The organism is Caulobacter sp. DWR3-1-2 (assembly GCF_049896225.1).
Lineage (GTDB): Bacteria > Pseudomonadota > Alphaproteobacteria > Caulobacterales > Caulobacteraceae > Caulobacter.
On the sequence record NZ_JAFCTW010000002.1, the window covers coordinates 373,144 to 387,466 of the forward strand.

Below are 14,323 nucleotides of genomic sequence, written 5' to 3' on the forward strand. Positions count from 1 at the left end.
CTCCTGGGGTTTCTCTATGTCCGTCAACCTTTCTCGCGCCGTCCTTTCGGCGGCCTGCCTCGCGGCCATCGCGCTGACCCTGGCCGCCTGTGGCCAAGGCAAGGGCGCGGGCGGGGCCGGCGGCATGGGACCGCGCGGCCCCTCGCCGGTGGGCGTGATCATCGCCAGGATCGAGCCGGTCACCCTGACCTCCGAACTGACCGGCCGCACCTCGGCCCACCTGATCTCCGAGGTGCGTCCGCAGGTCGGCGGCATCGTCAAGGCGCGGCTGTTCCAGGAAGGCGGCTATGTCCGCGCCGGTCAGGCGCTGTACCAAATCGACGCCGCGACCTATCAGGTCGCCTATAACAGCGCCGCTGCGGGTCTCGCCCAGGCCCAGGCCCAGGCTACCGCCGCCCGTCTCAAGGCCGAGCGCTACAAGGGCCTGGTCGAGATCAACGCAGTCTCCAAGCAGGACAATGACGACGCCCAGGCCGCGTCCCTGACGGCCGCCGCCAATGTCGCCGCCCAAAAGGCCGCCGTCGACGGCGCCCGCATCAATCTGGGCTATACCCGCGTGCTCGCCCCGATCTCGGGCCGCATCGGCAAGAGCACGGTGACCCCGGGCGCCCTGGTCACCGCCAGCCAGGCCACGGCCCTGGCCACGGTGCAGGACCTGTCGAAGATCTATGTCGACCTGACCCAGTCGTCCTCGGACATGCTGAAGCTGCAGAGCGCCCTGAACAGCGGCCAGCTGGGCCGCTCGGGTTCGGCTCAGGTGACCCTGAAGCTGGAAGACGGCTCCACCTATCCCGTGCCCGGCCGCCTGGAGTTCTCCGACGTCAGCGTCGATCCCACCACCGGGTCGGTCGGCCTGCGCGCCACCTTCGACAATCCCAATGGCGTGCTGCTGCCGGGCATGTATGTCCGCGCCATTCTCGGCAAGGGCGTGGCCAATGGCGGCATGCTGATCCCGCAAGCGGCCGTCAGCCGTGATCCCAAGGGCAACGCCACCGTGATGGTGGTCGGCGCCAAGAGCCTGGCCGAGCCACGTGTCGTGGTCGCCAGCCAGACGATCGGCGACAAGTGGCTGGTGACCTCGGGCCTGAAGCCGGGTGACCAGGTCATCGTCGAAGGCCTGCAGAAGGTGCGCCCCGGCGCGCCGGTCAAGGCCGCCGTCATCACCGCTCCTGCTACCTCTGCTCAACGCTAAGGCCGGTCCCCGATGCTTTCCCGTTTCTTCATCGACCGGCCGATCTTTGCCTGGGTCGTGGCCATCGTCATCATGCTGGCGGGGGCCCTGGCCATCCGCAGCCTGCCGATCGCCCAATATCCCAACATCGCCCTGCCCCAGGTCGCGGTGACCGCCGTCTATCCCGGCGCCTCGGCCAAGACCGTCGAGGACAGCGTCACCCAGGTCATCGAGCAGAAGATGAAGGGCCTCGACGGCCTGGACTACATGGCCTCGACCAGCGACAACTCGGGCCGGGCCACGACGACCCTGACCTTCAAGGCCGGCACCGATATCGACATCGCCCAGGTGCAGGTCCAGAACAAGCTGCAGACCGCCACCGCCCTGCTGCCGCAGGAAGTGCAGCAGCAAGGCCTGGCAGTGGCCAAGTCGGCCCGGAACTTCCTGCTGGTGGTCGGCATGTATTCGGAGGATCCGAAGACCACCGCCACCGACCTGGCCGACTACATCTCCAGCAACCTGCAGGACCCGCTGAGCCGCGTCGACGGCGTGGGCGACATCCAGATGTTCGGCTCGCAATACGCCATGCGCATCTGGTTGGATCCGACCAAGCTGGCCAGCTTCAGCCTGAACCCAGCCGACGTGCAGGCCGCCATCCGGGCCCAGAACGCCCAGGTCTCGGCTGGCCAGCTGGGCGGGGCGCCCAACCTGCCGGGCACGGCCCTGAACGCCACGATCACCGCCCAGTCGCGCCTGACCACCCCGGCCGAGTTCGAGAACATCATCGTCAGGAACAGCGCCGGCGGCGCCATCGTCCACCTGCGCGACGTGGCCCGCGTCGAGCTGGGCGCCGAGAGCTACGGCTTTGGCGCCAAGTACAACGGCAAGCCCGCCGCCGGCATCGCCATCAAGCTGGCGCCCGGCGCCAATGCGCTGGACACGGCCGACGCCGTCAAGAAGCGGGTCGAGGAGCTCTCCAAGACCTTCCCTGCCGGCTATCAGTACGTAGTCCCCTACGACTCCACGCCTTTCGTGAAGCTGTCGATCGAGGAGGTCATCAAGACCCTGATCGAGGCCATCATCCTGGTCTTCATCGTCATGTTCCTGTTCCTGCAGAACTGGCGCGCCACGCTGATCCCGACCATCGCCGTGCCCGTTGTGCTGCTGGGCACCTTCGGAATCCTGTCGATCTTCGGCTATTCCATCAACACTTTGACCATGTTCGGCCTGGTGCTTGCCATCGGCCTGCTGGTCGATGACGCCATCGTCGTGGTCGAGAACGTCGAGCGGGTGATGAGCGAGGAAGGCCTGTCGCCCGTCGAGGCCACGCGCAAGTCGATGGACGAGATCACCGGCGCCCTGGTCGGCATCGCCTTGGTGCTGGCCGCAGTGTTCGTGCCCATGGCCTTCTTCAGCGGCTCGCAGGGCGTGATCTATCGCCAGTTCTCGATCACCATCGTCTCGGCCATGGGTCTGTCGGTGCTGGTCGCCCTGGTGCTGACCCCGGCCCTCTGCGCCACTCTGCTGAAGCCGGCTCGCCCGGGCCATGGCGAGCCTTTGCGGACAGACCGTACGGGTCCGCTGGGCGGGGTCGTGAATTTCTTCAACCGGTTCTTCAACTGGTTCAACCGCAGCTTCGACCATATGAGCCGCAACTATCAGGGCTCGGTGCGCGGCATCCTGGGCAAGAGCGCCCGCTGGATGCTGGCCTATGGCGTGGTCATACTGGTGATGGGCTTCCTGTTCATCCGCCTGCCCAGCGCCTTCCTGCCGGAAGAGGACCAGGGCACGATGTTCACCATCGTCCAACTGCCGCCGGGCGCCACCGAGGAACGCACCCAGCGGGTGCTGGACCAGGTGCGCGACCACTTCCTGGTCGACGAGAAGGACGCGGTGCAGGCGGTGTTCACCGTCGCCGGCTTCAGCTTCAGCGGCGCCGGCCAGAACGCCGGCCTGGCCTTCGTTCGGATGAAGGACTTCGACGAGCGCAAGGCCGCCCGGCTCAAGACCCCGGCCGTCGCCGGCCGCGCCATGGGCAAGTTCATGCAGATTCGCGACGCCATGGTCTTCGCCATCGTGCCGCCGGCCGTGCCGGAACTGGGCACCTCCTCGGGCTTCGACTTCCAGCTGCAGGACATCGGCGGCGTCGGCCACGAGGCCCTGCTGGCGGCGCGCAACCAGGTGCTCGGCATGGCGGCAAAAGACCCGGCCCTGGCCGGCGTCCGCCCCAACGGCCAGGACGACACCCCGCAGCTGAAGATCGACATCGACCAGGCCAAGGCCGGGGCGATGGGCCTGACCACGGCCGACATCAACGCCGCGCTGAGCACCGCCTGGGGCGGGGCCTATGTGAACGACTTCATTGACCGGGGCCGGATCAAGAAGGTCTATGTCCAGGCCGACGCGCCCTATCGCATGCGGCCCGAGGACCTCAACAACTGGTACGTCCGCACCGGCAGCGGCGCGATGGCGCCGTTCAGCGCCTTTGCCACCACCCGCTGGGTCTACGGTTCGCCGCGCCTGGAGCGCTATAATGGCCTGTCGTCGATGAATATCCAGGGAGCCCCAGCCCCAGGCAAGAGCTCGGGCCAGGCCATGGACGCCATGGAAAAGATCGCCGCCCAGCTGCCCCCGGGCATCAGCTTCGAATGGACCGGCCTGTCGGCCCAGGAACGCGAGTCGGGCAGCCAGGCGCCCGCCCTCTATGGCGTCTCGATCCTGGTGGTCTTCCTGCTGCTGGCGGCGCTTTATGAGAGCTGGTCGATCCCGCTGTCGGTGATCCTGGTCATTCCACTGGGCATCGTCGGCGCCCTGCTGGCCACCACCCTGCGCGGCCTGTCCAACGACATCTACTTCCAGGTGGGCCTGCTGACGACCATGGGCCTGGCGTCCAAGAACGCCATCCTGATCGTCGAGTTCGCCAAGGATCTGCACGAAAAGGGCATGGACCTGGTCGAGGCCACGGTGGAGGCCGTGCGCATCCGTCTGCGGCCGATCATCATGACCTCGCTGGCCTTCATCTTCGGCGTGTTGCCCTTGGCGATTTCGAACGGGGCTGGATCCGGCAGCCAGCACGCCATCGGCACTGGCGTGATCGGCGGCATGATCTCGGCCACCGTCCTGGCGATCTTCTTCGTCCCGTTGTTCTTCGTGATCGTCGAACGGATTTTCAAACCCAAGCCGCGCCATTTCGCCGAGACGCCTGTCACCCCGGCCGAGGGCCACTGAGATGAACTTGCGTAGCCTGACCCTGGCCCTGTTGGCCGCCTCGGCCCTCGGCGCCTGCACCCTGGCCCCCGCCACCGTGCGTCCGGCCCTGGCGGTCGACAACGCCTGGCCGGTCGCGGCCTCGAATACCGGCTCTAGGGTCACCGCCACCGACCTGGGTTGGCGCGAGGTGTTCGAAGACCCGCGCCTGCAAGGCGTCATCGAGATGGCCCTCAGCAACAACCGCGACCTGCGGGTGGCGGTGCTGAACATCGAGCGGGCCCGCGCCCAGTACCGCATTCAGCGCGCGGCGCTCATTCCGGGCATCGACGCCTCGGCGATGGGGACCCGAGGCCAGAGCTCATCGTCGCAAACGGCCAATATCCCCGGCGTGGCGGTCGGTCGCGACATCGAGAGCTACTCGGCCGGCGTCGGCGTCACGTCCTACGAACTGGACATTTTCGGCCGCGTGCGCAGCCTCAAAGACGCGGCGCTGCAGAGCTATCTGGCCACCCACGAAAACAGCCGCGCGATGCAGATCAGCCTGATCGCCCAGACGGCCGGCACGTGGCTGACCCTGGCCGCCGACCAGGACCTGCTGGCCCTGTCGCAAGAGACCCTGTCCACCCGCGACCAGTCCATGACCCTGATCCGCCGGCGCTTCGAGGCCGGCGCGATCTCGCAGCTGGAAGTGCGCGAGGCCGAGACCCTGGTCGAGAACGCCCGCTCCGACGTGGCGACCTACCTGGCCCAGGTCGAGCAGGACAGGAACGCCCTGCGGCTGGTGGTCGGCGCCGATGCGCCGAACGACCTGCTGCCGGCCGGCGGGCTGGTCACCGCCCAGATCCTGCCCGACCTGCCGGCTGGCCTGCCTTCGGACGTGCTGACCCGTCGCCCCGACGTGCTGGCCGCCGAGCACGGCCTGGCCGGCGCCAACGCCAATATCGGCGCGGCCCGCGCGGCCTTCTTCCCCAGCATCAGCCTGACCGGCCAGACCGGCGTGGCCAGCAACGATCTGGGCGGCCTGTTCGACAGCGGCAGCGGCGCCTGGAGCTTCACGCCGCGCATCAGCCTGCCGATCTTCAACGGCGGGGCCAATATGGCCAATCTCGACAGCGCCAAGGCCGGCCGCGACATCGCCATAGCCCAGTACGAACGGGCCGTGCAGACCGCGTTCCGCGAAGTCTCCGACGGCTTGGCCGTCCAGGCCACCATCCAGGACCGGGTCGGCTCGCAGGAGCGCCTGGTCGCCGCCGCCAACGACACGGTCCGCCTGTCGCGGGCCCGCTACGGCGCGGGGATCGACAGCTCGCTCAGCCTGCTCGACTCCGAGCGCACGCTCTATACGGCCCGGAAGGGCTTGATCAACACCCGCCTGGTGCGCGCCACCAACCTGGCCACCCTCTACAAGGCCCTCGGCGGCGGCGCCCCCGCCGCGCCGGGGACCTAGAGGATTTCCCGACCTGACTGCGTCAGGCCGTGAGCTCTAATCTTCTGTTTTGACGTATTTTTCTTCACGCGAACCGGAACCACTTCGCTCGAAAAATGCTCTAGACGGACCACGCGATCCCCCATGCGCCCCCTCCCCCAAGCGTGCCATTTTCCTTCTCCCCTTGCGGGAGAAGGACGCGATAGCAAGATCGCTGAATTGGGTATGCGGAGCGGGCCCTACCTTACCCGCTTCCATACCGAGATCGGGATCGTCCCGTCTGCCGCCGCCGGCACCTGGTAGCTCAGTTCCTCGCCCTTCAGCTCATATCGCCGCTTCTGCTCCGTGCCCTCCCAATTGGGATAGGACGCGCCCTCGATTCGGAAGGTCAGCACGTGGGCCGGCGCGTCGATCGTCACAGTCCCATAATGGGTGCTCGACCCCAGCACGGCGCTCTCGAACTCGGCCGCCGTGCCCTTGCGCTTGTCGGCCAAGGCGAACCTCGGCCGCTCCGCCTTGAAGATCTGCAGGCTGTAACGGCCTTGGTCATCGACAATCAGCCGGCCCTTGGGCGCCTCGCCATAGCCGTGGGTGCGCGCCCCGCCGGGATGCAGGTCGTCGGCGGCGACCAAGATCCAGGTCCCCCCCAGCGATGGCTCGGCCGCGTGCGCCGCCGAGACCGACAAGGCCGCTAACGTCAAACCGAAAGCCACGCCCCATGGCCGCGTCGTGGTCGTGCTCATGTCGATCTCCAGTGATAACTTGTTTGACAGGTTACTTGTGCACCTTCGACGACGCATCCTAACCTGTCAATTCGGTTACTGGACAGGAACGCATGATCGCGAAGGCGGAAATCCGCGACGGCTTCAAGTTTCGAGGCGGCCGCCTGGCGCTCGACCTGCCGGCGACGGTGACCGGTCGCCTGGGCGCCGCGCCCCGCGACCTGCTGGCCACGCCCGCCGATCTCGATCGCTGGCTGGTCGCCGCTGGCTTGGCCGAGGTCTCGCCCAGCGCCACCGACGGCAACCTGGTCCAGGCCCGCGGCCTGCGCGAGGCGCTCTATCGCCTGGCCTTGGCCCGCGCCAAGGGCGGCGACCTGCCGAGCCTCGACCGCGAGCTGATCAATGGCTTCGCCGCCCTGCCCGCCGCCCCGCCCTGGCTGGGCGAGGATGGCCGCGCTCGGTTGTTTGGCGATGCGCGCAGCCTATTGGCCGGCCTGGCCCGTGAAAGCGTCGACCTGCTGGGCGGCGAGCTCTCCGACCGCATCCGCCAGTGCGAAGGCCCGCCCTGCGCGGTGCTGTTCCTCGACACCTCCCGCAAGGGAGACAGGCGGTGGTGCTCGATGACCGCGTGCGGAAACAGGGCGAAGGCGGCAGGGTTTCGGAAGCGGGAGCGGTCTCTCTAATTCCGCTCATCCCGGCGAATGCCGGGACCCAGACCCCTTAGCGGTGAGGATGACGGGAAGAGCTCGACGCCTATGGCGTCAGCCTCAGCTATTCCATCTCGGTCCCGGCATTCGCCGGGATGAGCGGGTTTTTGGCGGGATTACAACGGCAGCTGCACCGTGCTCTTAACCTCTTCCAGCACGGCATAGGTCCGCGTCTCGCGCACCCCCGGCATCTTGACCAAAATGTCGCCCAGGAACCCGCGATAGGCCTCCATGTCGCGCACCCGGGCCTTGATCAGATAGTCGAAGCCCCCGGCCACCATGTGGCACTCCAGGATCTCGGGCGCGCGGCGCACGGCGGCGGCGAAGTCCTCGAACATCTCGCCGGTCGTGCGGTCCAGCACCACCTCGACGAAGATCAGCAGGGCGCGGTCGACCTTGGCCGGGTCGAGCAGCGCCACATAGCCGAGGATGAAACCGCGCTCGCGCAGCCGCCGCACACGGTCGAAGGTGGCGGCCGGTGACAGGTTGCAGCGTTTGGCCAGCTCGGCGTTGGTGATACGGCCATCGACCTGCAGCACCCGTAAAAGTCGGCGATCGGTATCATCTAGAGCAGACATGGACTTTTCCCGTTTTAACCGAAGATAATTCGGAAATTGATCCGAACAAACAAAGCACCTTCGATCATGTCGGCGCTATACCCTCAATCGTCCTAGCAAGCTTGGCCGCGCCACTCCCCCCCTCGGCGTTTCCAGGCGGCAGGATCGCCCCGCGCAAGCGGCGGCCGTCGCGGCGCGCCTCTCCCCCGTTGAGCGCCGCGCGAGAGCGGAAGGGGCACGCGACCTCCCCCCGTAACGTGTCCCTTCCCACCGCTCTCCTTCCCGCCCAATGTGCCGTCGACATGCTCCCGAGCGACCTCGCGGCGCGCCTGGAGCGAATGACTGGTCTCGCCGATTTTACCGAAGATTACACGGACCAGCCACCGAACAAACGAAGCACCTTTGGCCGATGTCGCGATAGACCGATGATATTCCATTAACGAGGCGACCATGACCGACTGGGACACGCTGGACGACGGCAAGTACCGCGACGAGGCCGCGGTGATCGCCGACCTGCTAGCCGCCCAGCCCCTGAGCCTGGAGGATCGCGCCGCCATCCGCGCCGAGGCCGAGGCCCTGGTGCGCGGCGCCCGCCGCAGCGTCCGCAAGCAGGGCGTGGTCGAAAGCTTCCTGCAGGAGTTTTCGCTCGGCACCCGCGAGGGCCTGGCCCTGATGTGCCTGGCCGAGGCCCTGCTGCGCACCCCTGACGACGACACCCGCGACAAGCTGATCGCCGAGAAGATCGGCTCGGCCGACTGGGCTTCCCACTTGGGCGGCAGCGACAGCCTGTTCGTCAACGCCTCGACCTGGGGCTTGATGCTGACCGGCAAGCTGGTCGAGCCCGACGACCAGGCCCAGCGGGATTTGCCGGCGTTTATCAAAAAGATCGCCGGCCGCCTGGGCGAGCCGGTGATCCGCGCCGCCGTCGGCCAGGCCATCCGCATCATGGGCGAGCAGTTCGTGCTGGGCCGCACCATCGAGGCGGCCATCAAGCGCGCCGCCCACGACAACGACATCTGCAGCTTTGACATGCTGGGCGAAGGCGCCCGCACCGCCGCCGACGCCGCCCGCTATGAGAAGTCCTATGCCGACGCGATTCAAACCGTCGGCAAGCTGTCCAACCGCGCCGGCCCGGAAGCCGGCCACGGCGTGTCGATCAAGCTGTCGGCCTTGACCCCGCGCTATGAGGCCACGCAAGAGGCCCGCGTCTGGGACGAACTCTATCCGCGCATCCTGCGCCTGGCGCTGATCGCCGCAGAGCATGATTTAAGCTTCACGATCGACGCCGAAGAGGCGGACAGACTGGCGTTGTCGCTGAAGCTGCTGGACCGCCTGTGCCGCGAGCCGGAACTGGGCGACTGGACCGGCCTGGGCCTGGCTGTCCAGGCCTATCAGAAGCGCTGCCCCGAGGTGATCGCCCGCCTCACCGCCCTCTCCAAGGAAACCGGTCGCCGCCTGATGGTCCGCCTGGTCAAGGGGGCCTACTGGGACAGCGAGATCAAGCGCGCCCAGGTCGCCGGCCGGCCGGACTATCCGGTCTACACCACCAAGCCCGCCACCGACCTGTCGTACCTGGTCTGCGCCAAGGCCCTGGTCGCTGCCGCGCCCCACCTCTATGCCCAGTTCGCCACCCACAACGCCCACACGCTGGCGGCCGTGGTGCGCATGGCCAAGAATTCCGGCGTCAAGATCGAGCACCAACGCCTGCACGGCATGGGCGAGGCGCTCTATGCCGCCGCCGACGACCTCTATGACGGCGTCACCCTGCGGGCCTACGCCCCGGTGGGCGGCCACGAGGACCTGTTGCCCTACCTGGTCCGCCGCCTGCTGGAGAACGGCGCCAACACATCGTTCGTCCACGCCCTGCTCGACGAGCGGGTGCCGGTTGAGCAGGTGGTGGTCGATCCGATCACCGCCGTGGAAGCCCACCCCGACCGCCACGCCAAGATCCCGACGCCGACCGATATCTACGGTCCGTGGCGCCGCAACAGCGCTGGCGTCGACCTGTCGGTGAAGGCGGCGCGCGACCGCCTGGCCGCCCACCTCGTCGAACTGGACAAGCTGACCCTGTCGTCCGGCCCGCTGATCGGCGGCAAATTCACGGCCGGCGCGCCGCCGATGCCGGTGGTCAGCCCCGCCGATCCCGACCGCGTGGTGGGCGTCGTCTCCGAGGCCCAACTGCCGCAGATCGACCAGGCTTTCAAGCTGGCTCGCGCCGCCCAGCCCGCCTGGGATCAGGCCGGCGGCCCCGCCCGCGCCGTGGTCCTGCGGTCGATGGGCGACGCCCTGGAAGCCAATATCGAGCGCCTGATCGCCATCCTGTCACGCGAAGCCGGCAAGACCCTGCCCGACGCCGTGGCCGAGGTGCGCGAAGCGGTCGATTTCTGCCGCTACTACGCCAAGCTGGCCGAGGAGCAGTTCGGCCTGGCTGGCGAGACCCTGACTGGACCGGCCGGCGAGACCAACACACTGCGCTTGGCGGGCCGGGGCGTCTTCGTCTGCATCAGCCCGTGGAACTTCCCGCTGGCGATCTTCACCGGCCAGATCGCCGCCGCCTTGGCGGCCGGCAACGCCGTGCTGGCCAAGCCTGCCGAGCAGACGCCGCTGGTCGCCTATGAGGCGGTAAAGCTCTATCACGCCGCCGGCCTGGACCACCGCCTGCTGGCCCTGCTGCCAGGTCGCGGCGAGACGGTCGGCGCGGCCCTGACCGCCCATGACGGCCTGGACGGCGTGGCCTTCACCGGCGGCACCGACACCGCCTGGCGGATCAACCAGACGCTGGCCCAACGCCAAGGCCCGATCGTGCCGTTCATCGCCGAGACCGGCGGCCTGAACGGCATGTTCGTCGATACCACCGCCCAGCGCGAACAGGTGATCGACGACGTGATCCTGTCGGCCTTCGGCAGCGCCGGCCAGCGCTGCTCGGCCCTGCGGCTGCTGTTCCTGCCGGAAGACACCGCCGACGGCTTGATCGAGGGCCTGAAGGGGGCCATGGACGCCCTGGTGATCGGCGACCCGGCCCTGGCTGCCACCGACGTCGGCCCGGTGATCGACGCCGAGGCCAAGGCGGCGCTAGACAAGCATCTCGTCCGCCTGAGACACGAGGCCAAGGTCCTGCACCAGCTTACGGCCCCGGAAGCCGGGACCTTCTTCGCCCCGGTCCTGGCCGAGATCCCCGCCGCCGACTTCCTGGAGCGCGAGGTGTTCGGCCCGGTGCTGCACGTGGTGCGCTATCGGCCCGAGGACCTGGAGCAGGTGGCCGGCGCCCTGGCGGCCCGCCGCTACGGCCTGACCCTGGGCGTTCACTCGCGGATCGAGCGCTTCGCGGCCGACGTGCAGCGCCTGGTCCCAGCCGGCAACTGCTACGTCAACCGCTCGATGACCGGCGCCGTGGTCGGCGTCCAGCCGTTCGGCGGCGAGGGCCTGTCGGGCACCGGCCCCAAGGCCGGCGGGCCCCATGCGCTGCTGCGCTACGCCGTGGAGCGGGCGCTGAGCGTCAACATCACGGCCCAGGGCGGGGATCCGGCGCTGCTGAATCTGTGAGTTGACGATCTCGGCCAGGGGCGGGATTCTGCGTCCATGGCCGATGGATTTGATCTTCACCTGGACGACGAACGGGCCGCCAAACTCAAGGCTCTGGCAGACCGGCTCAACATGTCACCGGAGGACTATGCGGGCCTGTTGATCGATCGGGACCTCGCGAACAGTAATTCGGGGTGGGTCGATCCAGACCCCGCCATCGATGAAGCCATAGCGGACGAGGTTGAGCGCACGGGCGAGGCCATTTCCTGGCCAGAATTTCAGGTGCGGCTCCGGACGTTCGGCGGCCGAGAGGGGTGATCTATTCCATCACCGTCTCTCCTCGGGCAGGCAAGGACGCCGAACGCCTGAACGGGAGACTGATGGAATACGACACCGCCATAGCCGCCCGTTTCGGCGATCTAATGGGCCAGATGCTTATCAGCCTGACCAGACATCCTTTGAGAGGCCGCCCCGTCGGCCCCACGACCCGCGACCCGCGACCCGCGAAGTGAATATTCCTTTCGGACAAGGTGGCTACATCATCCGCTACCGGGTCACTTCCGACCGGGTGATCATCACCCGGATCTGGCACGGGCTAGAAGAACGCCGGTGAGGCTGGACCGCCGCCACTCGGACCTGTCGGCCGGCGGGCCGCATGCCCCGCTGCGCTATGCGGTGGAGCGGGCGCTGAGCGTCAACATCACGGCCCAGGACGGGCATCCGGTGTCGTTGAATCTGTGACTTGACGCCGCCGGCCCAGGGCGGGATTCTTCGCTCATGGCTGACGGCTTTGATCTTCATGTGAACGCTGAAAAGACCGCCAAGCTGAAGGCTTTGGCGGATCGGCTGGACATGTCTCCGAAAGACTATGCCGCCTTGCTGATCGATCGAGAGATCGATCAGGCCGGGCAAGCGCCGATCGATCCTGATCCGGCTATTGACCGGGCTATCATTGAACGCATGAAACGGACCGGCGAGGGAACGGCTTGGCCCGAACTGCGCGATCGGCTTCGCGCGCGCCACCGCCTGTAACGCTCTGCCCCGCCCGGTCATCCTTTCACGCGAAGCGCACGCCGATGTGGCACGCGTCCACGACTGGCTGTTCGAGAAGCATCCTCTCGCGGCCGATCGCTTGCTCGACGTGCTGGCCCAGGCCTTCGAAAGTCTCGGCGAGATTTCGGATCGGGGACGCCCCATCGATGCCGACGGTCTTCGCGAGTTGATCGTGCCCTTCGGCTCATCAAGCTACGTCGTGCGTTACGAACCCGCTGGTGACAGGGTGCGCGTTTCTAGGGTCTGGCATGGGCTGGAAAAACGAACGCCTTGAGTTAGCAAGCCGTCGCTTCTCTGGCCGGCCTCTCGCAGGGCTCGGCGGTCAAGGGCGTAAGGATCAATCCGGCATCGCACTTCTTCGACAACAGCTGTCGCGCCGATCGAACGGGCCGACCACGCTGTACAAAGGCTAAAGGGAGCAGCCTGGGCCATTCTTTCAGAAATCAAGTTCTGGAGTCCCCTCCCCCGCGCCACCGCCCTCCGCTAGTGTAGGCAAAACGGGGGAGCCAACCATGCTGTCGAGACGCCACCTGATGATGGCCGGAGCCGCCCTGATGGCCGTTGGCGACGCGCAGGCCGCCACGCCCGCAAAGGGCTTCGTCACCGTCCGCGACGGCCACCTGACCCTCGACGGCAAGCCCTATCGCTTCGTCGGCGCCAATCTCTGGTACGGGGCCTGGCTGGGCTCCCCAGGCAAGACCGGCGACCGCGCCCGCCTGGGGCGCGAGCTGGACCGGCTGAAGGCCTTGGGCGTCACCAATCTGCGGGTGCTGGGCGCGGGCGAGCGGTCGCCGGCCAAGGTGGCGATCGACCCGACCTTCCGTGGGCCCGGCGAGGACTATGACCAGGATCTGCTGACCGGCCTCGACGTGCTGTTGGCGCAAATGGCCGAGCGCGGCATGAAGGCGGTGATCTATCTCAACAACTTCTGGGACTGGTCAGGCGGCATGCCGGCCTATCTGCGCTGGACCGGCAATGGCGACTGGTTTCAGCAGGGCGATCCGGCCCACCCGTGGCCAGAGTTCGCCGACTATTCGGCGCGCTTCTATGGCGACGCCAAGGCCCAGGTCCTGTTCCAGAACTATGTCCGCGCCTTGGTGACCCGCACCAACGGCGTCACCGGCAAGGCCTATCGCGATGACCCGACCATCATGGCCTGGCAGCTGGCCAACGAGCCGCGGCCGGGCGGCAGCGAGGCGTTCGGGGTCGCCAACCTGCCGACCTATTATCGCTGGATCGCCGAGACCTCGGCCTTCATCAAGGCGCTGGACCGCCGCCACCTGGTGAGCACCGGCAGCGAGGGCGACATGGGCTGCCTGCAGCGCGAGGCCTGCGTGGTCGAGGCCCACAAGCCCGCTAGCATCGACTACCTGACCCTGCACGTCTGGCCCAACAACTGGAACTGGATCGACTTCAAGGATCAGCCCGCGACCTACGCCGCCGGCGAGGCGAAGTGCCGCGACTACATCGCTCGCCACATCGCGCTGGCCAAGGGGCTGGGCAAGCCCCTCGTGATCGAGGAGTTCGGCCTGATCCGCGACGATCGCGCCTTCACGCCCGGCGCTCTGGCCACGTTCAAGGACCGGTTCTACGGCATGGTCTTCGACACCGCCCTGGCCGACATGAAGGCCGGCGGCCCGATCGCCGGGACCAACTTCTGGGCCTGGAACGGCGAGGCCCGCGCGGCCCATCCGGACGCCTGGTTCAAGATGGGCGACCAGGCCTATGTCGGCGATCCGCCGCAGGAGGAGCAGGGGTTGTTCGGGGTGTTCGACGCGGATGTCTCGACGTTGGAGATCATCCGCGAGCACGCAGAGGCGGTGGACGCACTCTAAGTCCTCCCCCTGTGGGGGAGGTGTCGGCGAAGCCGACGGTGGGGGGAGTGTCGGTGAGGTGGGTCTACTCCCGCCACCGGCGCCTTCGCGCCGCCTCCCCCACGGGGGGAGGACCTGCTC

Annotated in this window: 12 protein-coding genes and 1 pseudogene; 11 read left to right on the forward strand and 2 right to left on the reverse strand. The window is 67.6% G+C overall.

Going from position 1 to position 14,323, the window contains the following annotated elements; genetic code table 11:
* Positions 1-16: 16 nt before the first annotated feature.
* From ACP696_RS04140 to ACP696_RS04150, 3 genes are read left to right on the forward strand one after another with little or no spacing between them, the layout of a single operon-like run.
* Positions 17-1,192, forward strand: a complete 1,176-nt coding sequence (locus tag ACP696_RS04140) for an efflux RND transporter periplasmic adaptor subunit (protein ID WP_426013115.1) — start codon at positions 17-19, stop codon at positions 1,190-1,192.
* A gap of 12 nt (positions 1,193-1,204) precedes the next feature.
* Positions 1,205-4,399 (forward strand): efflux RND transporter permease subunit, encoded by a 3,195-nt coding sequence (locus ACP696_RS04145; RefSeq protein WP_426013117.1) that lies wholly within the window; start codon positions 1,205-1,207, stop codon positions 4,397-4,399.
* A gap of 1 nt (position 4,400) precedes the next feature.
* A complete protein-coding gene (locus ACP696_RS04150) occupies positions 4,401-5,828 on the forward strand; it encodes an efflux transporter outer membrane subunit (protein WP_426013118.1) in 1,428 nt (475 codons plus the stop codon).
* Between the two features lie 218 nt (positions 5,829-6,046).
* On the opposite strand, the gene ACP696_RS04155 is transcribed toward ACP696_RS04150, so the two are convergent.
* Positions 6,047-6,550, reverse strand: a complete 504-nt coding sequence (locus tag ACP696_RS04155; RefSeq protein WP_426013120.1) for a lipocalin-like domain-containing protein — start codon at positions 6,548-6,550, stop codon at positions 6,047-6,049.
* A 92-nt stretch (positions 6,551-6,642) separates the two neighbouring features.
* Between ACP696_RS04155 and ACP696_RS04160 the strand changes: the two genes are divergently transcribed.
* A complete protein-coding gene (locus ACP696_RS04160) occupies positions 6,643-7,212 on the forward strand; it encodes a CGNR zinc finger domain-containing protein (RefSeq protein ID WP_426013122.1) in 570 nt (189 codons plus the stop codon).
* Positions 7,213-7,352: 140 nt separating this feature from the next.
* Here the strand turns inward: ACP696_RS04160 and ACP696_RS04165 are convergent, their stop codons facing one another.
* Positions 7,353-7,814, reverse strand: coding sequence for an Lrp/AsnC ligand binding domain-containing protein (locus ACP696_RS04165; protein ID WP_426013124.1), 462 nt, complete (start codon positions 7,812-7,814; stop codon positions 7,353-7,355).
* Positions 7,815-8,243: 429 nt separating this feature from the next.
* Here ACP696_RS04165 and putA point away from each other — a divergent pair, with 429 nt between their 5' ends.
* The 7 genes and pseudogenes from putA (at position 8,244) to ACP696_RS04200 (ending at position 14,203) form a co-directional block, all read left to right on the forward strand.
* Entirely contained in the window at positions 8,244-11,336 is a 3,093-nt protein-coding gene (gene putA / locus ACP696_RS04170; RefSeq protein WP_426013126.1) for a bifunctional proline dehydrogenase/L-glutamate gamma-semialdehyde dehydrogenase PutA, read from the forward strand.
* A gap of 36 nt (positions 11,337-11,372) precedes the next feature.
* A complete protein-coding gene (locus ACP696_RS04175) occupies positions 11,373-11,633 on the forward strand; it encodes an antitoxin (RefSeq protein WP_426013128.1) in 261 nt (86 codons plus the stop codon).
* 190 nt (positions 11,634-11,823) lie between these two features.
* Positions 11,824-11,928, forward strand: coding sequence for a hypothetical protein (locus ACP696_RS04180; protein WP_426013129.1), 105 nt, complete (start codon positions 11,824-11,826; stop codon positions 11,926-11,928).
* 29 nt (positions 11,929-11,957) lie between these two features.
* A pseudogene (locus tag ACP696_RS04185) lies at positions 11,958-12,056 on the forward strand (hypothetical protein); the annotation flags it as partial.
* A gap of 36 nt (positions 12,057-12,092) precedes the next feature.
* A complete protein-coding gene (locus tag ACP696_RS04190; protein WP_426013131.1) occupies positions 12,093-12,347 on the forward strand; it encodes an antitoxin in 255 nt (84 codons plus the stop codon).
* A 19-nt stretch (positions 12,348-12,366) separates the two neighbouring features.
* On the forward strand, positions 12,367-12,642 hold the full coding sequence (locus ACP696_RS04195) for a type II toxin-antitoxin system RelE/ParE family toxin (RefSeq protein ID WP_426013272.1): 276 nt from the start codon (positions 12,367-12,369) through the stop codon (positions 12,640-12,642).
* Positions 12,643-12,880: 238 nt separating this feature from the next.
* Positions 12,881-14,203, forward strand: coding sequence for a glycoside hydrolase 5 family protein (locus tag ACP696_RS04200; RefSeq protein WP_426013132.1), 1,323 nt, complete (start codon positions 12,881-12,883; stop codon positions 14,201-14,203).
* Positions 14,204-14,323: the final 120 nt, after the last annotated feature.